The sequence below is a fragment of the Nocardioides oceani genome (assembly GCF_030412965.1).
GTDB classification, from domain to species: Bacteria; Actinomycetota; Actinomycetes; order Propionibacteriales; family Nocardioidaceae; genus Nocardioides; species Nocardioides oceani.
This window is the reverse complement of the sequence record NZ_JAUHJQ010000001.1, coordinates 744,448-767,063: the sequence shown is the minus strand read 5'-3', so window position 1 is coordinate 767,063 and position 22,616 is coordinate 744,448. Positions and strand designations below refer to the sequence as shown.

Here is a 22,616-nt window from a genome sequence, read left to right as displayed (position 1 = left end):
ACCGCGCGCCCAGGAACAGGACGGACCAGCAGTGCCCCTCGAGCTCGCGAGCCTGATCGGACTCGCCGCCACCCTTCTCGCCTTCGGCTACACCGTGCCGCAGTTCCGCAAGCTGCGCCGCACCACCTCCGCGGCGGGCGTCAGCGTCGCCGCGCTCGCCTGCTCGAGCATCAGCAACGTCGCCTGGACGACGTACGGCGTCATCGAGCGCGACGTGTGGGTGGCGCTGCCCGCGGCCGTGAGCATCCCGGCGACCCTCGGCGCCCTCGTGCTGGCCTGGCACCGGGGTGGCTCGCGCGAGCGGCTGTGGCTGCCCGCGGCCTGGGCGGTCCTCGTCGGCTCGGCCGGCCTCTCCGCGCTGTGGGTGGGGCACGGCCCCGCCACCGTCGTCCTCGGCTGCTCGGTCGCCCTGCTGGTGACCCCGGCCGCGCTCACCGCCTGGCGCAGCCACGACGTCGCGGCGATCGCGGTCTCCGGCTGGGTGATGCTCATCGTCGACGCGCTCTTCGCCGGTGCGTACGGCGTCCTCGCCGACGTCGACGCCAACGTCATCTACGCCGCGGTCGCGACGGCCGGGTCGCTGGCGATCCTGGTCCGAGTGGGCCTGCCGGCCCACGTGCACGCCCGGCTGGTCCGCCTGCCGGCGCTCCCCGCCGGGGCGCCGGCCGTCTCCGCGGACGAGCTGAGCCTGGTCGCCTAGCTCGCCGCCGACGTCCTCGCAGGACGCCGGCCCCGCCCGACGCCGAGCCGCCGACGAACCAGCCGGGCCGGGCTGTCGGTGGCGGGTGGCATGCTGCGCCGCGTGCCGCTCCACCTCCACTCCGCCCCGCGGACCGACCGCCTCGCCGACGCGCTCGGCGAGCTGCTGTCGCGACCGCTGCCGGACCCGTTCGCGGAGGAGGTCGTGGCCGTCCCGGCCAAGGGCGTCGAGCGCTGGCTGACCCAGCGCCTCTCCCACCGGCTGGGTACGTCGCCGGGCGGCGCGGACGGCGTGTGCGCCGGTGTGCGGTTCCTCAGCCCCCGCTCGCTGGTGGGCCTGCTGCTCGACCGGGACCGCGACGACCCGTGGGACCCCGACCGGCTGGTGTGGCCGCTGCTCGGGGTGATCGACGAGACCCTCGACGAGCCGTGGTGCGCCACGCTCGCGCGGCACCTCGGGCACGGCCTCGAGGGCGAGGAGGCGGCGCTGCGGCGCAACCGGCGGTGGTCGGTCGCGCGCCGGTTGGCCGGCCTCTACGCGTCGTACGCCGTGCAGCGACCGACGCTCGTGGCCGACTGGCGCGCGGGCCGGGACACCGACGGCGCCGGCGGGCCCCTCGAGGAGGACCTGCGCTGGCAGGCCGAGCTGTGGCGGCGCCTGCTGGACCGGGTGCCGCTCGACCCGCCCGACGTCCGGCACGCGCACACCGTGGCCGCGCTCCGCGCCGGGGGCGACGGCCTCGACCTGCCGGACCGGCTCTCCCTGTTCGGCCACACCCGGCTGCCGGCGACCGAGGTCGAGCTGCTCGGCGCCCTCGCCGAGAGCCGCGAGGTGCACCTGTGGCTGCCGCAGCCCTCGCCGGGCCTGTGGCGGTCGCTCACCGGCCTGGGTGGTCCGGTCGTCCGTGCCGAGGACGACTCCGCCCTGCGGGTGGGACACCCGCTGCTCGCCTCGCTCGGGCGCGACACCCGCGAGCTGCGCCGCACGCTCGCCGCGGTCGCCGCCGAGGAGCACGAGCACCCGCTGCCGACGACCACGCCGGCGACGCTCCTCGGCTGGCTGCAGCACGACCTGCGCGCCAACGCCGCGCCCGACGCCGCCACGCGCGCCGGCCGGGCTCCGGCCGCGGGGGACCGCAGCGTCCAGGTGCACGCCTGCCACGGACCCGCCCGCCAGGTCGACGTGCTGCGCGAGGTGCTCGTCGGGCTGCTCGCCGACGACCCCACGCTCGAGCCCCGCGACATCCTCGTGATGTGCCCCGACATCGAGACCTTCGCCCCGCTGGTCTCGGCCGGGTTCGGGCTGGCCGACGTGGTGCCCGACGAGCACGGCCACCCCGCCCACCGGCTCCGCGTGCGGCTGGCGGACCGGGCGCTCACCAGCACCAACCCGCTGCTGTCGGTGGCCGCGCGTGTGGTCGAGCTCGCCGGTGGCCGGGTCACGGCCAGCGAGGTGCTGGACCTGATGGCGGCCGAGCCGGTGCGGGCGCGGTTCCGGCTGACCGACGACGAGCTGGCCCGGATCACCCGCTGGGTCGGTGACGCCGGCATCCGGTGGGGCCTCGACGCGGAGGGCCGCGCCGGCTTCTCGATGAGCGGCTTCGAGCACAACACCTGGCGCGCCGGCCTCGACCGGGTGCTGCTGGGCGTCGTCATGAGCGGGGACGACCACCGGCACCTCGGTCGCGGCCTCCCGCTCGACGACGTCGGCAGCGGCGACATCGACCTGGTCGGCCGCCTCGCCGAGCTGATGGCCCGGCTCGAGGAGTGCCTGCGTGCGCTCGGCGCCGCAGGCCGGGTGGGGGAGTGGATGGGCGCCCTGCGCGACGGCGTCCGCGCCCTGACCGACGTGCCGGTCGACGACGCCTGGCAGCTGCCGCAGCTGGAGCGCGAGCTCGCCCGCGCCGTCGAGGCGGCCGGCGAGGGCGCCGACGTGCCGCTGAGGCTGGCCGACGTGCGCGCGCTCCTGGAGTCCCGGCTGGCCGGGAGGCCCACCCGCGCCAACTTCCGCACCGGGACCCTGACCGTCTGCACGATGGTCCCGATGCGGTCGGTGCCGCACCGGGTGGTCTGCCTGGTCGGCCTCGACGACGGCGTCTTCCCGCGCACGGGCGCCGTGGACGGCGACGACGCGCTCGCCCGCCGGCCGCTCACCGGCGAGCGCGACCTCCGCAGCGAGGACCGCCAGCTCCTCCTCGACGCGGTCATGGCGGCGACCGAGACGCTCGTGGTCACCTACACCGGCGCCAACGAGCACTCCGGCGCGACGCGGCCGCCGGCGGTCCCGCTGGGCGAGGTGCTCGACGCGCTGGACCGCACCACCGCCGAGCCGGTGCGCGACCGGGTCCTCGTCCGCCACCCCCTGCAGCCGTACGACGCCCGCTCGTTCGCCGACGGCGCGCTCGGCACCCCGGGCCCGTTCGCCTTCGACGAGCCGGCCCTCGCCGGGGCCCGAGCGGCCCTGGGGGAGCGGCACCCGTGCCCGCCGTTCCTCGCGACGCCGCTGGCCGAGCGGGACACCGAGGACGTCTCGCTGGCCGACCTCCACGACTTCCTCCGGCACCCCGTCCGCGCGTTCCTGCGCCGCCGGCTCGACGTCGGCAGCCCGCGCTCGGCCGAGGAGGTCAGCGACGCGATCCCGGTCGACCTCGACGGGCTGCGCTCCTGGGAGGTCGGCGACCGGCTGCTCAACGAGCTGCTCGCCGGGCAGGACCCGACGGCGGTCCTCACCGCCGAGCAGCTGCGCGGGTCGCTCCCGCCGGGTCGGCTCGGCCACCAGAAGCTCAGCGAGGTCGCCCAGGAGTCCGAGAAGCTCTGGAACCGCACCGCCGACCTCCGCTCCGGCCCGGCGCGCAGCATCGACGTCGACGTGGCCCTCGGCGACGGTCGTCGGCTCAGCGGCGTGGTGCAGCGGGTCCACGCCACGCGGATCGTGACGCTGAGCTACTCCCGGCTCAAGGCCAAGCAGCGGCTCGCCTCCTGGGTGGACCTGCTCGCGCTGAGCGCGGGCCGTCCCGACCACCACTGGACCGCGCACGCGGTCGGGAAGGACAAGGCGGGGCCCAAGCGCGCGCTCTCCGGCCCGCTCGACCACCGGGCGACGACGTGGCTGCGCGAGCTCGTCGAGCTGAGGGACCTCGGCCTGACCCGCCCGCTGCCGGTCCCCGTGCTGACCGCGCACGCCTGGGCCGAGGCCCGGGTCCTGGAGCTGATGGGCAACGACCGGTCCCCGGAGCAGGCCGCCGAGCGGGAGTGGCGCACCGACCCCGGCAACAGCTGGGGCATCGAGCGCGAGGACGCCGACCCGCACCACGTGCGGGTGTGGGGCGAGCGGGCCCCGTTGTCGGACCTCCTCGACGCCGGCCTGGCGACGTACGCCTGGGTCGTGTGGGAGCCGCTGCTCACCGGCGGGGAGCGGGTGGCCGCGCTGTGAGCACGACCGCCTTCGACATCCGCGACCCGCTGCCCACCGGCACCACCCTGCTCGAGGCGAGCGCCGGCACCGGCAAGACGTGGACGATCGCCGCGCTCGTGACGCGCTACGTCGCCGAGGGGGCGTGCCTGCTCGAGAAGATGCTCGTGGTGACGTTCGGCCGCGCGGCCAGCCAGGAGCTGCGCGAGCGGGTCCGCGCGCAGCTGGTCGAGGCCGAGCGGGCCCTGGCCGACGACCCGACCCTCGCGCCGGCGGAGCCCTCCGCGCTGATCGACCTGCTGCTGGACTGCGACGCCGACGAGCGGGTGCGCCGGCACCGCCGGGTGACCGAGGCCCTCGCCGGGTTCGACGGCGCCACCATCGCGACCACCCACCAGTTCTGCTCGATGGTGCTGGGCTCGCTGGGCGTCGCCGGCGACACCGACGCCCGGGCGCGGCTGGTGGAGGACCTCGACGACCTGCTGACCGAGGTGGTCGACGACCTGTACCTGCGCGCGTTCGCCTTCGCCGACACCGAGCCGGCGTTCAGCCGGGCCGAGGCGATGGGCATCGCCCGCACCGTGGTCGGCGACCCGCAGGCGCGGCTCGAGCCGGCCGACCAGGACCGCTCCACGCCGGCCGGCCGTCGGGTCGCCTTCGCCCGGGCGGTCCGCGCGGAGATGGAGCGACGCAAGCGCCGGCTCGGGGTGCTGTCCTACGACGACCTGCTCGAGCAGCTCGCCCACGCCCTCGAGCACCCCGACGCGCCGGCCCGCGCACGGATGCGGCAGCGATGGAGCATCGTCCTGGTCGACGAGTTCCAGGACACCGACCCGGTGCAGTGGCAGGTGCTCGACCGCGCGTTCACCGGCCACGCGACGATGGTGCTCATCGGCGACCCGAAGCAGGCGATCTACGCCTTCCGCGGCGGCGACGTCACGACGTACCTCCAGGCAGCGGCGACCGCGACCACCACCAAGACCCTCCCGGTCAACTGGCGCAGCGACGAGCACCTGCTCGACGCGTTCCAGACGGTGCTGCGCGGGGCCGAGCTCGGCGACCCGCGGATCGTCGTCCACGACGTCACGCACCACCACCCGGGCTCACGGCTCGAGGGCGCGCCGAGCACAGCGCCGTTCCGGCTGCGGGTGCTGCGCCGCGACCAGCTCGGCCGGCGGGGGACCGCGCCGCTCTACGTGAGCCAGACCCGCCCGCACATCGCCCGCGACCTCGCGCTGGACGTCCGGCGACTGCTCGCGTCGGGCGCGACCTTCGAGGGTCGCCCGCTGGAGCCGCGCGACGTCGCCGTCATCAGCTACCGCCACGCCGACCTCGCCGCCTGCCGCTCGGCGCTGCACGACGTGGGAGTGCCGGCCGTCATCGCCGGCGGCGGCAGCGTGTTCGCGACGCCCGCCGCGACCGAGTGGCTCGAGCTGCTCGAGGCGCTCGAGCAGCCGCACCGCAGCGCCCGGGTCCGCACCGCCGCGCTCACCTGCTTCCTCGGGCACACCGCTGCCGAGCTGGACGCCGGCGGCGACCCGTTGACCGACGACGTCGCCGACACGCTCCGGTCCTGGGTGGAGGTGTTCACCCGTCGCGGCGTGGCCGCCGTCCTCGAGGCGGCGACCGTCGGCGGCCTCCCGGCGCGCGTGCTGGCCGAGGTCGGCGGCGAGCGTCGGCTCACCGACCTGCGCCACATCGGCGAGGCGCTGCACGAGGCCGCCCTCGCCGAGCGCCTCGGCCTCGTCGCCATGGTCACCTGGCTGCGCCAGCAGGTGGCCGACGCCCAGGAGGGCCGCGGCGCCGAGCGCACCCGTCGCCTGGACTCCGACGCCGCCGCCGTGCAGCTGGTGACCATCCACGCCAGCAAGGGCCTGGAGTACCCCGTCGTCTACCTCCCCGCGCTCGCCGACCGCAACGTGCCCAAGCCGTCGACGCCGCTCTTCCACGACGCCGAGGGCCGCCGCTGCCTGGCCGTCGGTGGGCCGGGCGGGGACGGCTGGGACGGTTACGTCCGGCGCTGGGCCGACGAGGAGGCCGCCGAGCACCTCCGCCTGCTGTACGTCGCCCTCACCCGCGCCCGCTCCCAGGTCGTCGCCTGGTGGTCACCGACCCGCAACACCCCCTCCTCGCCGCTGCACCGCATGGTCCTCGGCCGGCGTCCCGGCATGGCCGAGGTGCCTGCGGAGTTCGCCAACCGCAGCGACGACGAGGCCGCCGAGTTCCTCGCCCGGTGGCAGGCCGCCGGCGGTCCGACCGTCGAGCCCGCCGTGCCCGCCGACCCAGGCCCCGACCCCGACCGGCCGGCCCCGCCGGCCCTCGCCGTCCGCCGCTTCGAGCGCGAGGTCGACATCGCGTGGCGGCGCACGTCGTACTCCGCGCTCACCCGGGTCGAGGTGGTCGCCACCGCGGGCACGCCTGGCGGGGTCTCCAGCGAGCCGGAGTCGGTCACCAGGGAGGACGAGCCGGCCGCGGCCGTCCCCACGCCCTCCGCGGACGCCCAGCCCGAGCCCGGGCCGGGCGAGGCGGTGCCCTCCCCGATGGCCGACCTGCCGGTCGGCGCGACCTTCGGCTCGCTGGTCCACGCGGTGCTCGAGCACGCCGACCCCCAGGCGGCCGACCTGCGCGCCGAGCTGCTCGACCACGCGCGCGAGCAGCTCGTCCGCTGGCCCGTGCCGGTCGACCCCGAGCGCCTCGCGGACGCCCTCGTGGCGGTGTGCGACTCCCCGCTCGGCTCGGTCGGCGGGACGGTCGCCCCCACCACGCTGCGGCGGGTCCCGCTGCGCGACCGGCTGCGCGAGATGGAGTTCGAGCTGCCGCTCTCCGGTGGCGACCTGGCCGGGGGAGGCGGGGACGCCCGCCTCGGCGACCTCGCCCCGCTGCTGCGCCGGCACCTGCCGGAGGGCGACCCGGTCCGGGCCTACGCCGACCAGCTCGACCAGGCGGCGCTCGGGGCGCAGAGCCTGCGCGGCTACCTGACCGGGTCGGTCGACGTGGTCCTCCGGCTGCGCGACGAGCACGGGCGGCCGCGCTACGTCGTGGTCGACTACAAGACCAACTGGCTCGGCCCGGCCGACGAGCCGCTGACCGCCCACGCCTACCGGCCCGAGGCGCTCGACGCCGCCATGGGGCACTCCGACTACCCGCTGCAGGCCCTGCTGTACGCCGCCGTGCTGCACCGGTTCCTGCGCTGGCGCCAGCCCGGGTACGACCCCGAGGTGCACCTCGGCGGGGTGCTGTACCTCTACCTGCGCGGCATGTGCGGCCCGGACACCCCGCTCGTCGACGGCGAGCCCTGCGGGGTGTTCACCTGGCGACCGCCGGTCGCGCTCGTCGAGGAGCTCTCCGACCTGCTCGACGGTCGGCTCGACCGCCCGCGCAGGGCCCGCGGCACGCAGGAGGTGCGCGGATGACCGAGCTCTTCGAGCCGGTCGGCGACCACGACCACCGGCTCGCATCCGGCGCGGGCGGGCTGCTCGGCGCGCTCAACCGGGCCGGCCTGCTCGAGGCCGGCGACCTGCACGTCGCGACCCGGGTCGCCGACCTCGCGGGCGAGGACCCCGACGCCGAGCCGGTGCTGCTCGCGCTGGCCCTGGCGGTGCGTGCGGTCCGGCACGGCTCGGTCGCCGTGGACCTCGCTCGGTTCCCCGACGTCGCCCGCGACCTGGTCCCGGAGCCGGCCGTCCCGGGACTGGTGCTGCCCGAGCCGGACGCCTGGCTCGCGGCGGTGGCCGGCTCGCGGCTCGTCGAGCAGGGCGCGCTCCGCCTCGAGCACGGCCTGCTCTACCTCGACCGGTACCACCGCCTCGAGCAGCAGGTCTGCGACGACCTCGTGGCGCGCGCCGCGCAGGACCCGCCGCCCGTCGACGAGGTCGCCCTCGCCGCGGCGCTGGAGCGGGTCGGGGGCGGCCGGCTCAGCGACCAGCAGCGCGAGGCGGCCGAGCGCAGCGTGCGGCAGTGGACGACCGTGCTGACCGGCGGCCCCGGCACTGGCAAGACCACGACGGTCGCGCGGATCCTGGCCGTGCTCGCCGACCAGGCGGCCGCCCGCGGCGAGCGGCTCTCGGTCGCGCTCAGCGCCCCCACCGGCAAGGCCGCGGCCCGGCTGCAGGAGGCGGTCGAGACCGAGCTGGCCGCGCTGCCGGCCCAGGACCGCGACCGGCTGCTGCGGACCACCGGCCGAGGCCGTGGGCTCGACGCCATGACCCTGCACCGGTTGCTGGGCTGGCGCCCCGACAACGCGACCAGGTTCCGGCACGACCGGACGAACCGGCTGACCTACGACGTCGTGGTCGTCGACGAGTCCTCGATGGTCGAGCTGACCCTGATGGCCCGGCTGCTGGAGGCGGTCCGCCCGCAGGCGCGCCTGCTGCTGGTGGGCGACCCGCGCCAGCTCACGTCCGTGGGCGCCGGAGCCGTCCTCTCCGACCTCGTGGCCGGCCACGAGGGCGACCCCGCCTCGCCGGTCGTCTCCCTGACCGAGAACTACCGCTCGACCCAGGACATCAAGGCGCTCGCCGAGGCGCTCCGGACCGGGACGGCCGACGAGGTGCTGGCCGCGCTCCGGACGCCGTCGACCGAGGTGGAGTACGTCGAGACCGACGACCCGGCGAGCGTCCTGCGGACCGACGCGCTGGCCTCGGCGCTCGCCGTCCGGCGCGCTGCCGAGCGGGGCGACGCGGCGGCCGCCGTACGCGCGCTCGACGACCACCGCCTGCTCTGCGCGCACCGCGAGGGCCCGTACGGCGTGCGCGTCTGGAACCGCACGGTCGAGCAGTGGCTCGGCGAGGAGATCGGCGAGGACCTGCACCAGCAGTGGTACGTCGGTCGCCCGTTGCTGGTGACCACCAACGACCACGCGCTCGAGGTCTACAACGGGGAGACCGGCGCCGTGGTGCTCGGCGACGACGGCCGGGTCCGCGCCTGGATCGCCGGCTCCGGCGGGCTGCACGACTTCGCGCCCGGCCGGCTCGACGCCGTCGAGACGATGCACGCGATGACGATCCACAAGAGCCAGGGCAGCCAGGCGCGGCGGGTGACGGTCCTGCTGCCCGAGGAGGGGTCGCGGCTGCTCAGCCGGGAGCTGTTCTACACGGCGGTCACCCGCGCCCAGGAGCACGTGCGCGTGGTCGGCTCGGAGGCCGCGGTGCGTGCGGCCGTCGGCACCAGCGCCGAGCGCGCGACCGGCCTGCGGCGACGGCTGCAGGCCGCCCGCGTCGGAGCCGGGACACGCGGGTCCGGAGCGTGACACGGGGAAACGGGCGCGCAACCTCCGCGGACTAGGGTCCGCAGCATGCCCTTCCTGCTGCGCGTCGAGCTGCCCGACGTCCCCGGTTCGCTGGGACGCCTGGCGACCGCGATCGGTGAGGCCGGCGGCGACATCGAGGCGATCGAGATCGTCGAGAAGCGCCACGACGGCACGGCGCTCGACGACGTGCTGCTCGAGATGTCCGGCGGCGCGATGCCGGACTCGGTGGTCTCGGCGTGCAACCAGCTCGAGGGCGTGGAGGTCGTGTGGATCAGCCGGTACGCCGCCGGCGGCAACCTCGTGCTGGACCTCGAGGCCGTCGAGGAGCTGACGGCCGACCCTGCCCAGGCCGTCGACCGCTGCATCGACCTGCTGCCCGTCACGTTCCGCGCCGACTGGGCCGCCCGCGTCCACCGCGCCTCGGGCATCCGCCACCGCACCGAGGCGGCCCCCGACGGCCTCGGCTTCGTCGAGATCGACCGCACCGAGCGGCTCGAGGTCGAGGGCGACGACGTCACGATCTACGCCGCCGTACGGCTCGACGGCAACGAGATCATCATCATCGGCCGCCGCGGCGGCCCGGAGTTCCTCGACTCCGAGCTCGCCCGCCTCGACCACCTCGTCGGCCTGGCCCAGACGATGGCCCGCGTCGGCTGACACCTCGCGGCCGGGGTAGTCACGGACGTTGTCGTCCTCGCCGGTCACCGCCAGGGACGTTTTCGTCCGTGACTACCCCGCCGGCGGCGCCCCCATCACACGACCACGCCGACCCACGACCAGGGCCGCCGAGGTCAGTCCTCGACGCGCTCGAGGAGGAAGACGGGGATCTCGCGGTCGGTCTTCTCCTGGTACTCCGCGTACGGCGCGTACTGGGCGACGCAGCGCTCCCACCACTCCGCGCGCTCGGCGCCGGTGGCGACCCGGGCGCGGTAGAGCGCCGGCTCCGGACCGTCCTGCAGCTGGACGACCGGGTGGGCGAGGAAGTTGGCGTACCAGCTCGGGTGCTCCGGCGCGCCGCCCTTCGAGGCGACCGCGGCGTACACGCCGTCGTGCTCGACCCGCATGACCGGGTTCTTGCGCAGCTTGCCCGACCGGGAGCCCCGCGAGGTGATGACCACGATCGGCCACTCCGGCTTGTCCATCAAGATGTTGCCCTCGCGGCCGCCGGTCCGCTCGTAGGTCTCGACCTGGTCGCGCACCCACGCCTCGGGGCTGGGCTGGTACTCACCGTCCAAGAGGTCCATGACCCTCCGGAGCCCACGGGGGCGCCGACCTATTCCCCGGGGGCCGTCGCAGCCCCACTAGGGTCGGGCGCATGAGCGCGATCGACGGGGTGTCGGAGATCTTCGACGCCGAGCAGTGGGACGTCGTCCCCGGCTTCGAGGACCTGACCGACCTGACCTACCACCGCGCGAAGGCCCACGGCACGGTCCGCGTCGCCTTCGACCGGCCCGACGTGCTCAACGCGTTCCGCCCGAACACCGTCGACGAGCTGCTCGCCGTCCTCGAGCACGCCCGCACCAGCGCCGACGTCGGCTGCGTGCTGCTCACCGGCAACGGCCCGAGCGCCAAGAACGGCAAGTGGGCGTTCTGCACCGGCGGGGACCAGCGGATCCGCGGCAAGGCGGGCTACCAGTACGAGGACGTCACGGCCGGGGCGGCCGACACCGGCGCCGAGCAGCCCAGCCCCATCGACAAGGCGCGGCTCGCGCGGCTGCACATCCTCGAGGTGCAGCGGCTGATCCGGTTCATGCCCAAGATCGTCATCTGCGTCGTCCCCGGCTGGACCGCCGGCGGCGGGCACAGCCTCCACGTCGTGTGCGACCTGACGGTGGCGAGCCTCGAGGAGGCGCGGTTCAAGCAGACCGACGCGGACGTCGGGTCGTTCGACGCCGGGTTCGGGTCGGCGTACCTCGCCCGCCAGGTCGGCCAGAAGTTCGCCCGCGAGATCTTCTTCCTCGGCCAGGAGTACTCCGCCGAGGACGGCGTCCGGATGGGCACCGTCAACCGCGCCGTCCCCCACGCCGAGCTCGAGGCGACCGCCCTGGAGTGGGGCCGGCTGGTCAACGGCAAGAGCCCGACCGCCCAGCGGATGCTGAAGTACGCCTTCAACGCCATCGACGACGGGCTCGTCGGCCAGCAGCTCTTCGCCGGCGAGACCACCCGGCTGGCCTACATGACCGACGAGGCGCAGGAGGGCCGCGACCAGTTCCTGGAGAAGCGCGACCCCGACTGGTCGCCCTACCCCTGGTACTACTGAGCCGACCCGGGCACCGGCCGCCCGTGCGACGTCTCCTGCTCCCCGTGGCGGCCCCCGCGGCGGTCCTCGTGACCGCCATGGCGCTGGGCGGGTGCGGGACGGAGGACGCCGACCTGTCCGCGGACGCGCTGGCCGACGAGGTGGCCGCGCTCTACCCGGGCGCCGGTGACGCTCGGGTCGACGTCCGCTGCGACGGCCCGCTCGCGGCGCAGGTGGGCGCCACGCAGGACTGCCGGTTGGCGGTGCGCCGCGACCTGGCGACGGTCCGGGCGACGGTGACGCGGGAGTCCGACGACGGCCTCGAGTTCACGACCGTGCCGGTGGTCCCCGCCGACCGGGTCGCGCGGACGGTCCTGCGCGGCCTCGGCGAGGAGGGGTACGTCGTCGGCGAGGTGGTCTGCGCGGAGGAGCTGGTCGGCGTGGTCGGCGAGTCGGTGGCGTGCCGGGCCGGCCCGCCGGACGGCGGGCGGCGTACCGAGGTGGAGGCGACCGTCCGCGCGGTGGACGGCCTGGACGTGCGGATCCGGTTCCGTCTCCCGGGCTGACCCGCGCGGCGCCCGGTGACCTGAGACACTCGACGGCATGAAGGTCGTGGTGCTGACCGGAGCCGGTATCTCCGCCGAGAGCGGGGTGCCGACCTTCCGGGACGCCGACGGGCTGTGGGAGGGGCACCGGGTCGAGGACGTCGCGACGCCGGAGGCCTACGACGCGCAGCCGTTCGTGGTCCACCGGTTCTACGACGCCCGGCGCAAGGCGCTGGCCGCGGTGGAGCCCAACCCCGCCCACCACGCGCTCGCGCGGCTGGAGGAGGCGCTCGGCGAGGACCTGCTGGTCGTCACCCAGAACATCGACGACCTGCACGAGCGCGCCGGGTCCTCGCGCGTCCTGCACATGCACGGCGAGCTGCTCTCGGCCGTGTGCCGGGCCTGCCGCGGCCGGTCCCGCTGGGAGCACGACCTGGCCGACCTGCCGCCGTGCCCGCGCTGCGGCACCCCCGACCTGCGCCCGGACGTGGTGTGGTTCGGCGAGATCCCCTACGAGATGGACCGGATCTACCTCGCGCTGGAGTCGGCCGACCTGTTCGTCTCGATCGGCACCTCCGGCGCGGTCTACCCCGCGGCCGGCTTCGTGCAGCAGGCGGCGACGTACGGTGCCCGCACCCTGGAGCTGAACCTCCAGGTCAGCGAGGTCACCACGCTCTTCGACGAGACCCGGCACGGCCGGGCCGGCGAGCTGGTGCCCGCCTGGGTGGACGAGCTCGTCGGCCGCTAGCGGCTCGCCCGCTGGGCGTCCCCGGAGACCCCGTAGCCCTCGGGGACGGCACTTCGCGGCCGATCCTGACGCTTCGCGGCCATCGCGATGGCCGCGAAGCGTGGAGATCCCAGGTTCACTTGGGATGTTGCAGCTCCGCGGCCATCCCTGAGACCGGCTACCCCAGCAGCACGCCGACGTGCGGCGGCAGCGACAGCGCGCCGCCGGGGAGCAGCTCGGCGCCGGTGGGCGTGGCGAAGAGGACGGCGAGGTCCGGGTCGACGGTGAGGTCGGCGGGGGCGTCCCCGAAGTTGATCGCCATCAGCGTGCCGGCGCGCTCCATGGTGAAGACCCGGCTGCCCTCGTCCGCGGTGCAGGAGACCGAGGTGAACGCGGGGTCGGTCAGCGCGGGCACGGTCCGCCGCAGCCTCGCCAGCTGCCGGTAGACGTCGAGCAGCACGGCGTGCCGCCCACCGGACAGCTCGGTCCAGTCGAGCTTCGAGCGTCGGAACGTCTCCGGGTCCTGCGGGTCGGGCACGACCGAGGGATCCCACCCCATCTTCGCGAACTCCGAGATCCGGCCCTCGGCGGTCGCCTTGCCGAGCTCCGGCTCGGGGTGGGAGGTAAAGAACTGGAACGGCGTGGACGCCGCCCACTCCTCGCCCTGGAAGAGCATCGGGGTGAACGGACCGGCAAGGGTGAGCAGCGCGGCGCACGCGAGCTGGTCGTCGTCGAGCACCTCGGCGATCCGGTCGCCGACGGCGCGGTTGCCGATCTGGTCGTGGTTCTGGTTGGCGACGACGAGCCGCCAGGTCGGCATGTGCTCGGTGTCGACCGGCACGCCGTGGTCGCTCTCGCGGAACGACGACCACGTCCCGTCGTGGAAGAAGCCCTTCTCGCAGACCTTCGCCAGCGCCGAGAGCGGCTCGAAGTCGGCGTAGTAGCCGGTCGTCTCGCGCGTCAGCGCCACGTGCACGGCGTGGTGGAAGTCGTCGCTCCACTGCGCGTCGAGCCCGTAGCCGCCGGCCTCGCGCGGCGTGACCAGCTTCGGGTCGTTGAGGTCGGACTCCGCGATGAGGGTGAGCGGCCGCCGCAGGTGCGCGGACAGCGCGGCCACCTCGACCGCCATCTCCTCGAGCAGGTGCACCGCGGAGGTGTCCTCGAGGGCGTGCACGGCGTCGAGCCGCAGCGCGTCGACGTGGTAGTCGTGCAGCCACATCCGCACGTTGTCGAGGATGTAGCGCCGCACCTCCGCCGAGCCCTCGCCGTCGAGGTTGACCGAGTCGCCCCAGGTGTTGCGGCCGCTGGTGAGGTACGGGCCGAAGACCGGGAGGTAGTTCCCGCTGGGCCCGAGGTGGTTGTAGACGACGTCCTGGACCACGCCGAGGCCGGCCTGGTGGCAGGCGTCGACGAAGCGCTGGTACGCCGCCGGGCCGCCGTACTGCTCGGCGACCGTGTGCCACAGCACGCCGTCGTAGCCCCAGTTGTGGGTGCCGTTGAACCCGTTGACCGGCAGCAGCTCGACCAGGTCGACGCCGATGTCGCGCAGGTGCTCGAGCTTCCCGGCCGCCGCGTCGAGGGTGCCCTCGGGGGTGAAGGTGCCGACGTGGAGCTCGTAGACGACCGACCCGGCGAGCTGGCGGCCGGTCCACGCCCCGTCGCCCCAGGTGTACGACGCGGGGTCGTAGGTGCGGGACCGCTCGTGCACCCCCTGCGGCTGGCGGCGCGCGCGCGGGTCGGGCAGCACCGTGTCGGAGTCGTCGACGAGGTAGCCGTAGTCCACGTCGCCGCCCGCCGGAACCGGCTCGACCGGCGTCCACCAGCCGTCGTCGCCGCGCGTCATCCCGACGACCTCGGTCGCGTCCGCCGGGCCGAGGGCCAGGCGCACGCGGGACGGCTTGGGCGCCCACAGGTCGAAGGGACCCCGGGCGGGGGCGCGGTCGGTGGTGGTCATGAGTCCTCCTGGACGAGCAGGGCGACGGGGTAGGCGTCGAGCAGCTCCGCCAGCCGGGTCGAGGCGGGCCGGTCGGCGACCACGTCGTGCCACCGGCCGGGCGGCAGCTCGAGCTCGGTGTCGCCCCAGCCGCCGCGGGCGGCCAGCCCGACGGGCAGGCGGGTCACGACGGCGATCGCGCCGCCGCGGTCGTAGGCCAGCACGTGGTCGGCGGCCGAGCCGGACGCCGGCACGGCGGCGTACGACCCGAAGAGCTCGGGGCGGTCGCGGCGCAGGGTGAGCGCGGTGTGGGCGACGCGGAGCTTGGCGGACCCGGGGTCGTCGAGGGCCTCGCCCAGCGGCGACCACTCGGCCAGCTCCAGCATCGTGCGGCGGGCCTCGAAGTCGACCGGCCGGCGGTTGTCGGGGTCGACCAGCGACTGCTCCCACAGCTCGCTGCCCTGGTAGACGTCGGGCACGCCGGGCAGCGTGATCGAGAGCAGCTTCGCCGACAGCGCGTTGACCCACCCGGGGCCGACGACGCGGGGGAGCAGGTCCTCGATCGCGCCGCGCACCTCCGCGCGGTCGAAGGCGGCGTCGACGGCGGCGTGCACTGCGGCCTCGTAGGCCTCGTCCGGGTCGGTCCAGGTGGTGCGGTCGCCGGCCTCGCGCATCGCCTTCTCGGCGTACCCGTGGAGCCGGTCGCGCAGGTCGGGGTCCGACGGCAGCCAGGCGCCGACGACCGCCTGCCACAGCAGCGAGGCGAAGCCGGGGTCCGGCAGCGGCACCAGCTCGAGGAGCCGGTCGAGCGTCGCCTCCCAGGCGCCGGGCACCTCGGCGAGGGCGGTGATCCGGGCGCGGACGTCCTCACCGCGCTTGGTGTCGTGCGTCGAGAGCGTGGTCATCGCGTGCGGCCAGTGGCCCTGGCGCACCGTCATGTGCTCGTGGAAGGTCGCCGGGTCGAGCGAGAAGACGCTCGGGTCGCCGCCGACCTCGTTGAGCGAGGTGAGCCGGGAGTAGCGGTAGAACGCACAGTCCTCCACGCCCTTGGCCATCACCATCCCGCTGGTCTGCTGGAAGCGCCGCGCGGGCGGCGTCCACGGGTCGCTCAGCACCGGCAGCAGCACGTCGAACGTCGACGCGAGGTCGGGCCGCTCCTCGCGCGCAGCCGCGAAGGCCTGGTCCAGGTGCTCGCGGCCCTCGGGCAGGTAGGAGCGGTAGACCGGGAAGCAGGCCAGCAGCTCCGCGACGGCGTCGACGACGCGGTCGGTCGTGGTGTCCGGGCCGGCCGGAAGGATCCGGCGGACCTCGCGGGTGATCCGGCGGACCTCGCTGTTGAGGATCCCGTCGGCGACCTCGCGCTTGGTGCCGTGGATCATCGCGTGCCAGTCGACCGGGCCGCCGCGCAGCCGCGCCTCGAGGGCGTCCAGCGGCTCCTGCCCGGCGGGGTCGGTCAGCACCCGGTCGACGTGGGCCAGCACGTCGTACCCGGTCGTGCCGGCGGTGGCCCAGCTCTCGGGGAGCTCCTCGCCGGGCTCGAGGATCTTCTCCACGAGCACGTAGGCGCCGCCGGTCAGCTCGGCCAGGTCGTCGAGGTAGCGCTTGGGGTCGCGCAGCCCGTCGGGGTGGTCGACCCGCAGGCCGTCGACCAGGCCCTCCTCGAACCAGCGACGCACCTCCTTGTGCGACTCCGCGAACACCTCGGGGTCCTCGACGCGGACCGCGGCGAGGGTGTTGACCGCGAAGAACCGGCGGTAGTTCAGCCCCTCGTCGGCGACCTGCCAGTGCACCAGCTCGTAGTGCTGGCGGGCGTGGACGTCGTTCGCGTCGTCGCCCTCCGACCACGTGCCGGGCGCCACCGGGTAGTGGTTGTCGTGGTATAGCAGCTCGGCGCCGTCGGGGGTGTCGACGACCCGCAGGTTGCGGATCGGCCCGGCCGCCGACGGGTCCGCGGCGGGGTCGTCGAGGTCGTCGTCGCCGATGACCGGGATCCGGATCCGGCCGTCGCCGGCCGCCCACTCGATGTCGAACGCCGTCGCGTGCTCGGACTCGCGCCCGTGCTTGAGGACGTCCCACCACCAGGTGTCCTCCGACGGGGCCGCGACACCGACGTGGTTGGGCACGATGTCGACGAGCACGCCGAGCCCGAGCCGGCGGGCCTCGGCCGACAGAGCGGCCAGGCCGGCCTCGCCGCCGCGGGTGGGGTCGATCCGGTCGTGCGCCACCACGTCGTAGCCGTGGGTGCTGCCGGCCTCCGCCGCGAGCAGCGGGGAGAGGTAGACCCAGTCGACGCCGAGGTCGCGCAGGTACGCCAGCCGGCGGGTCGCCTCGAACAGGTCGAAGTCCTCGCTGATCTGGAGCCGGTAGGTGCTGACCGGCACCCGCTGGCCGTCGGCGGGCCCGGCGTCGCGGTGCTTGCCCTCCACGCTCACTCCTGCTCGCTCTCGATCAGCGCGGCGACCGACGCCGCGACGGAGGTGTCGACCTCGGCCTCGGGCGCGGAGTGCTGCTGGAGCACCACGAGGCTGTGGGTCTCCAGGGAGACCGTCGAGCCGGGCTGCAGCCCGGTCGCGTCGCTGTCGCGGCCGGTGTCGACCACGACGTCCCACGCGGCGGCGTACTCGTCGGGCGGGAGGGTGACCTCGGTCGGGCCGTCGGCGTTGAAGTAGAGCAGGAAGTGGTCGTCGACGATGCGCTCGCCTCGGGCGTCCTTGCCGGCGATGCCGTCGCCGTTGAGGTACATCCCGATCACCCGCTGGCCGCTCTCCCAGTCGCCGTCCTCCATCGGTCGGCCGTCGGGGTGCAGCCAGACGATGTCGTTGAGCCGCTCGCCGTCGCCGGTGCGGACCTCGCTGCCGGTGAAGAAGCGCTTGCGGCGGAACGTCGGGTGCGTCCGGCGCAGCTCGGCGATCGCGGCGGTGAACTCCACCAGCGCGGCGTCCGTGCGGTCCCAGTGCATCCACGCGATCTCGGAGTCCTGGGCGTAGGTGTTGTTGTTGCCGTCCTGGGTGCGGCTCATCTCGTCGCCGTGCAGCAGCATCGGCACACCCTGGCTGAGCAGGAGCGTGGCGAGGAAGTTCCGCTGCTCCCGGGCGCGGGCGGTGAGGACCTCCGCGTCGTCGGTCGGGCCCTCGACGCCGTGGTTCCACGACCGGTTGTGGCTCTCGCCGTCGTTGTTGTCCTCGCCGTTGGCGTCGTTGTGCTTCTCGTTGTACGACACCAGGTCGCGCAGCGTGAAGCCGTCGTGGGCGGTGACGAAGTTGATGCTGGCGAAGGGGCGCCGGCCGGAGTGCTCGTAGAGGTCCGAGGAGCCCGCGAGGCGGCTGGCGAACTCGCCCAGCGCCGGCTCGCCGCGCCAGAAGTCGCGGACGGTGTCGCGGTAGGCGCCGTTCCACTCCGACCACTGCGGCGGGAAGCCGCCGACCTGGTAGCCGCCGGGGCCGATGTCCCAGGGCTCGGCGATGAGCTTGACCTGCGAGACGACCGGGTCCTGCTGCACGAGCTCGAAGAACGTCGCCAGCCGGTCGACCTCGTAGAACTCGCGCGCCAGCGTCGAGGCGAGGTCGAAGCGGAACCCGTCGACGTGCATCTCGGTGACCCAGTAGCGCAGCGAGTCCATGATCAGCTGCAGCGAGTGCGGGTGGCCGACGTTGAGGCTGTTCCCGGTGCCGGTGTAGTCCATGTAGTAGCGCTTGTCGTCGTCGACGAGGCGGTAGTAGGCCTGGTTGTCGATGCCGCGGAAGCTCAGCGTGGGGCCCATGTGGTTGCCCTCGGCGGTGTGGTTGTAGACCACGTCGAGGATGACCTCGATGCCCGCGGCGTGCATCGCCTTGACCATCGACTTGAACTCCTGCACCTGCTGGCCGGCCTCGCCGGAGGCGGCGTACTCGTGGTGCGGGGCGAAGAAGCCGAGGGTGTTGTAGCCCCAGTAGTTGCGCAGCCCCTTCTCGAGCAGCGTGCTGTCCTGGACGAACTGGTGGACCGGCATCAGCTCGATGGCGGTCACGCCTAGCTTCTGCAGGTGCTCGGTGATCGCGGGGTGCGCGAGGCCGGCGTACGTGCCGCGCTGGGCCTCGGGGATGTCCGGGTGCAGCTGGGTGAGGCCCTTGACGTGGGCCTCGTAGATGAACGACTCGTTGTAGGGGATGCCGAGCGGCCGGTCGCCCTCCCAGTCGAAGAACGGGTTGATCACCACGCCCTTGGTCATGTGGGCCGCGGAGTCGTCGTCGTTGCGGGAGTCGGGGTCGCCGAAGTCGTAGCCGAACAGGGCCTGGTCCCACGCGATGTCGCCGCTGGTGGCCTTGGCGTAGGGGTCCAGCAGCAGCTTGTTCGGGTTGCAGCGCAGGCCCTGGGTCGGGTCGTTCGGACCGTGCACGCGGTAGCCGTAGCGCTGGCCGGGCTGGACCGCGGGCAGGTAGCAGTGCCAGACGAACGCGTCGACCTCGGTGACCTCGACGCGCGTCTCGGCGCCGTCCTCGTCGAACAGGCAGAGCTCGACGCGTTCGGCGACCTCGCTGAAGAGGGCGAAGTTCGTGCCGGTGCCGTCGAACGTCGCGCCCAGGGGGTACGGCTGGCCGGGCCAGACCTCGGTCATGGGGTGCCCTTCGTGGTGCGTGGTGGTGGTTTGGATCGATCGAATCCCGGGGCGCGCGGGGACGCCCCCAGGACGCTCCCGTTACCCACTCCGTCCGCAGGACACCCGTCACCCGCACGGGCGTGCTACCGGCGAGTAGGATCGCGGCATGAAGCGCGACATCTACGACGAGGACCACGAGGCCTTCCGCGGCTCGGTCCGGGAGTTCCTCGAGCGTTCGGTCATCCCCCACGTCGAGGAGCACGCCGAGGCGAAGGCGATCCCGCGGGAGTTCTGGATCGAGGCCGGCAAGCAGGGCTTCCTGGGCCTGGAGATCCCCGAGGAGCACGGCGGGGCGGGCGCCGGCGACTACCGGTTCAACGCGGTCATCGCCGAGGAGCTGTCCAAGGTCAACGCCGCGCTCGGGTCGTGCTGGGGCATCCACGCCGACATCACCGCGCCGTACCTCGTCGAGCTCGGCACCGAGGAGCAGAAGCAGCGCTGGCTGCCCGGTGTCGCGTCCGGCGAGATCCTGCTCGCGATCGGCATGACCGAGCCGTCCGGCGGCTCGGACCTCGCCGCGCTGAAGACCACCGCCGTCCGCGACGGCGACGACTGGGTCATCAACGGCTCGAAGACGTTCATCACCAACGGCTACTCCGCCGACCTGGTCATCACCGCGGTGCGCACCAGCCCGGAGAAGAAGGCGCGCGGCATCACGCTGTTCGCGATCCCGGCGACGGCCGAGGGCTTCAGCCGCGGCCGCAAGCTCGACAAGGTCGGCCAGCCGGAGTCCGACACCGCCGAGCTGTTCTTCGAGAACGTCCGGCTCTCCGACGACCACGTCGTCGGCGAGCTCGACATGGGCTTCATCCACATGATGCAGAAGCTCCCGCAGGAGCGGCTGGGCTGCGCGATCTCCAACCTCGCGCACGCCAAGCAGATCTTCGAGGAGACCGTCGCCTACACCAAGGAGCGCACCGCCTTCGGCGCCCCGGTCGGCTCCTTCCAGCACAACAAGTTCCTCATGGCCGAGATCGACACCCAGATCGACGTCAGCCAGGCCTTCATCGACCGCTGCGTCGAGATGCACGACAAGGGCGAGCTGACCCCGGTCGACGCGGCCAAGGCCAAGCTGTGGACCTCCGACATCCAGAACCGGATCCTCGACCACTGCGTCCAGCTCCACGGCGGCTACGGGTTCATGAACGAGTACCGCGTGGCCCGCGCCTGGCGCGACGCCCGCGTCTCGCGGATCTGGGCCGGCTCGAACGAGATCATGAAGGAGCTCATCGGCCGCGACCTCGGCCTCTGAGCGCCTCGTGCCCCTCGCTGGACGGCCCGCGAGCTGCGGGCCGTCCAGCGACCCACGTGCCGCGCCACACGCGTCGTACGCCCAGTGAAGCGGCACCAGGGTCGCTGGAGATCCGCCGCCGGCGCCCCGGGCCTCTCCCCTACGCTCGGGGCATGACTGGCGTCGCGATCGCGCACAACCCGGGCAAGAGCCGCTACGAGGCCACGGTGGACGGCGAGCCGGCCGGCTTCGCGGAGTACCAGCTGACCGACGAGATCATCGTCTTCACCCACACCGAGGTGGACCGCCGCTTCGAGGGCCGCGGCGTCGGGTCGGCGCTGGCCCGGTCCGCCCTCGACGAGGTGCGTGCCGAGGGCGTCCGCCAGGTGCTGCCGGTGTGCCCGTTCATCAAGGGCTGGATCGCGCGGCACCCCGACTACCACCACCTGATGTACGGCGCGCCGCGCTCCACCGCGGTCGACTGAGTGACCGCCGGCCCGTCGGCTCCGGGTGCCGGGCCGCACGAGGACGAGCCGCACGGCGAGAGCCTGCGGGGGCGGCTCAACTGGCTCCGCGCTGCCGTGCTCGGGGCCAACGACGGCATCGTGTCGACCGCGGGCATCGTGGTCGGCGTCGCCGGCGCCACGAGCGACCGGGGCGCGCTGCTCGTCGCCGGCAGCGCGGGGCTGCTCGCCGGCGCGATGAGCATGGCCGCCGGCGAGTACGTCTCGGTCTCGACCCAGCGCGACTCCGAGGAGGCGCTGCTCGCCCTGGAGGCGCGGGAGCTGCGCGAGGACCCCGAGGAGGAGCTCGCCGAGCTCGGCGGCATCTACGTCGGCAAGGGGCTCAGCGAGGAGCTCGCCCGGGAGGTGGCGCGGCAGCTGACCGCGCACGACGCGCTGGCGGCCCACGCCGAGGCGGAGCTCGGCCTGGACACCCAGGACCTGACCAGTCCGTGGCGGGCGGCGCTCGCCTCCATGGCGGCCTTCACGGTCGGTGCGCTGCTCCCCCTCCTCACCATCCTGTTCGTGCCGGCGGGGATCCGGGTGGCGGTGACGGTCGTCGCGGTCGCCCTGGCGCTGGCGCTCACCGGCTGGAGCAGCGCCCGGCTCGGCCACACCCCGGCCGGCCGCGCGGTGGCCCGCAATGTCGCGGGCGGCCTGCTGGCGATGGCGGTGACCTACGGGGTCGGCTCGCTCCTCGACGTCGAGGTCTGAGCGCCGGTGCCGAGACGGCGCAAAGAGTCGATGAGGTCGGTCGCCGGCAGCGAGCCGGGGGCGGAGCGCAGGCGCTCGACCAGCCCGCCGGCGAGCGGCTCGAGGCCCTGCACCTCCTGGTGCAGCCGCTCCATCGTGGCGTCGAGGGCGTACGCCGTGTCCGCGGCGTCCTTGAGCCCGGCCAGGAGGTCGGCGGGGACGTCGCGGCGGTACTTGTAGTAGATCTTGTGCTCGAGGCTGGCCCAGAAGTCCATGGCGATGGTGCGGAACTGCACCTCGACCACGACCGGCACGGTGCCCTCCGAGAGGAACACCGGGACCTCGACCAGCGCGTGCAGGCTCCGGTAGCCGTTGGGCTTGGGGTCGGCGATGTAGTCGCGCAGCTCGAGGGTCGTGACGTCCTGCTGGGCCATGAGCAGGTCGACGACGTGGTAGACGTCGGAGACGAAGCTGCACACCACCCGCACGCCCGCCACGTCGGTGATCTCCTCGCGCACCCGGGCCAGCGGGTCCGGGCCGTCGAGGTCGATGCCCCGACGCTCCATCTTCTCCAGCAGGCTCTCCGGCGACTTCAGCCGCGAGCTGACCGCCTCGATCGGGTTGTAGTCGTGCAGGTGCGCGAACTCGTCACGCAGGATCGACAGCTTCGTGACGACCTCGTCCATGCCGAAGCGGTGCTCGAGCAGGAACCGCCGCACGGTCTCGTCCCAGGCCGGCGCGCTCTCCATC

At 74.2% G+C, this 22,616-nt stretch carries 16 protein-coding genes; 11 read left to right on the top strand and 5 right to left on the bottom strand.

Annotated features, from left to right (window positions below; translation table 11 throughout):
* Positions 1 to 31: 31 nt before the first annotated feature.
* The 5 genes from QWY28_RS03665 to QWY28_RS03645 all read left to right on the top strand — a co-directional run bounded on the left by QWY28_RS03665 (position 32) and on the right by QWY28_RS03645 (position 10,016).
* Positions 32 to 700, top strand: a complete 669-nt coding sequence (locus QWY28_RS03665) for a SemiSWEET family transporter (protein ID WP_300950944.1) — start codon at positions 32 to 34, stop codon at positions 698 to 700.
* 102 nt (positions 701 to 802) lie between these two features.
* A complete protein-coding gene (gene recC, locus QWY28_RS03660; protein WP_300950943.1) occupies positions 803 to 4,132 on the top strand; it encodes an exodeoxyribonuclease V subunit gamma in 3,330 nt (1,109 codons plus the stop codon).
* A complete protein-coding gene (locus QWY28_RS03655) occupies positions 4,129 to 7,524 on the top strand; it encodes a UvrD-helicase domain-containing protein (protein WP_300950942.1) in 3,396 nt (1,131 codons plus the stop codon). The genes recC and QWY28_RS03655 overlap by 4 nt, the downstream gene beginning before the upstream one ends.
* On the top strand, positions 7,521 to 9,359 hold the full coding sequence (gene recD / locus QWY28_RS03650) for an exodeoxyribonuclease V subunit alpha (protein WP_300950941.1): 1,839 nt from the start codon (positions 7,521 to 7,523) through the stop codon (positions 9,357 to 9,359). The genes QWY28_RS03655 and recD overlap by 4 nt, the downstream gene beginning before the upstream one ends.
* Positions 9,360 to 9,404: 45 nt before the next feature.
* A complete protein-coding gene (locus QWY28_RS03645) occupies positions 9,405 to 10,016 on the top strand; it encodes an ACT domain-containing protein (RefSeq protein WP_300950940.1) in 612 nt (203 codons plus the stop codon).
* A gap of 134 nt (positions 10,017 to 10,150) precedes the next feature.
* On the opposite strand, the gene QWY28_RS03640 is transcribed toward QWY28_RS03645, so the two are convergent.
* Positions 10,151 to 10,603 (bottom strand): nitroreductase family deazaflavin-dependent oxidoreductase, encoded by a 453-nt coding sequence (locus QWY28_RS03640; RefSeq protein ID WP_300950939.1) that lies wholly within the window; start codon positions 10,601 to 10,603, stop codon positions 10,151 to 10,153.
* Positions 10,604 to 10,674: 71 nt separating this feature from the next.
* On the opposite strand from QWY28_RS03640, the gene QWY28_RS03635 reads away from it, so the two are divergent.
* Genes QWY28_RS03635 through QWY28_RS03625 form a run of 3 tightly spaced genes read left to right on the top strand, consistent with a single transcriptional unit; the run spans position 10,675 to position 12,891 of the window.
* On the top strand, positions 10,675 to 11,619 hold the full coding sequence (locus tag QWY28_RS03635; protein WP_300950938.1) for a 1,4-dihydroxy-2-naphthoyl-CoA synthase: 945 nt from the start codon (positions 10,675 to 10,677) through the stop codon (positions 11,617 to 11,619).
* Between the two features lie 23 nt (positions 11,620 to 11,642).
* Positions 11,643 to 12,164, top strand: a complete 522-nt coding sequence (locus QWY28_RS03630) for a DUF4333 domain-containing protein (RefSeq protein WP_300950937.1) — start codon at positions 11,643 to 11,645, stop codon at positions 12,162 to 12,164.
* Between the two features lie 37 nt (positions 12,165 to 12,201).
* On the top strand, positions 12,202 to 12,891 hold the full coding sequence (locus QWY28_RS03625) for an NAD-dependent deacylase (protein ID WP_300950936.1): 690 nt from the start codon (positions 12,202 to 12,204) through the stop codon (positions 12,889 to 12,891).
* Between the two features lie 157 nt (positions 12,892 to 13,048).
* Here the strand turns inward: QWY28_RS03625 and treZ are convergent, their stop codons facing one another.
* The 3 genes from treZ to glgX are packed head-to-tail and all read right to left on the bottom strand — an operon-like array spanning position 13,049 to position 19,397.
* Positions 13,049 to 14,824 carry a malto-oligosyltrehalose trehalohydrolase gene (gene treZ, locus QWY28_RS03620; protein ID WP_300950935.1) on the bottom strand — a complete coding sequence of 592 codons (1,776 nt, stop codon included), beginning with the start codon at positions 14,822 to 14,824 and terminating at the stop codon, positions 13,049 to 13,051.
* Positions 14,821 to 17,229 (bottom strand): malto-oligosyltrehalose synthase, encoded by a 2,409-nt coding sequence (gene treY, locus QWY28_RS03615; protein WP_300950934.1) that lies wholly within the window; start codon positions 17,227 to 17,229, stop codon positions 14,821 to 14,823. The genes treZ and treY overlap by 4 nt, the downstream gene beginning before the upstream one ends.
* 2 nt (positions 17,230 to 17,231) lie before the next feature.
* The gene (glgX, locus tag QWY28_RS03610; protein WP_300950933.1) at positions 17,232 to 19,397 is read right to left on the bottom strand and encodes a glycogen debranching protein GlgX; all 2,166 of its coding nucleotides are present in this window, start codon (positions 19,395 to 19,397) and stop codon (positions 17,232 to 17,234) included.
* Between the two features lie 148 nt (positions 19,398 to 19,545).
* On the opposite strand from glgX, the gene QWY28_RS03605 reads away from it, so the two are divergent.
* The 3 genes from QWY28_RS03605 (at position 19,546) to QWY28_RS03595 (ending at position 21,887) form a co-directional block, all read left to right on the top strand.
* The gene (locus tag QWY28_RS03605; protein ID WP_300950932.1) at positions 19,546 to 20,691 is read left to right on the top strand and encodes an acyl-CoA dehydrogenase family protein; all 1,146 of its coding nucleotides are present in this window, start codon (positions 19,546 to 19,548) and stop codon (positions 20,689 to 20,691) included.
* 152 nt (positions 20,692 to 20,843) lie between these two features.
* Positions 20,844 to 21,155 (top strand): GNAT family N-acetyltransferase, encoded by a 312-nt coding sequence (locus QWY28_RS03600; RefSeq protein WP_300950931.1) that lies wholly within the window; start codon positions 20,844 to 20,846, stop codon positions 21,153 to 21,155.
* On the top strand, positions 21,156 to 21,887 hold the full coding sequence (locus QWY28_RS03595) for a VIT1/CCC1 transporter family protein (RefSeq protein ID WP_439117220.1): 732 nt from the start codon (positions 21,156 to 21,158) through the stop codon (positions 21,885 to 21,887).
* Here QWY28_RS03595 and QWY28_RS03590 read toward each other — a convergent pair.
* The gene (locus QWY28_RS03590; RefSeq protein WP_300950929.1) at positions 21,851 to 22,615 is read right to left on the bottom strand and encodes a GTP pyrophosphokinase; all 765 of its coding nucleotides are present in this window, start codon (positions 22,613 to 22,615) and stop codon (positions 21,851 to 21,853) included. The genes QWY28_RS03595 and QWY28_RS03590 overlap by 37 nt on opposite strands.
* Position 22,616: the final 1 nt, after the last annotated feature.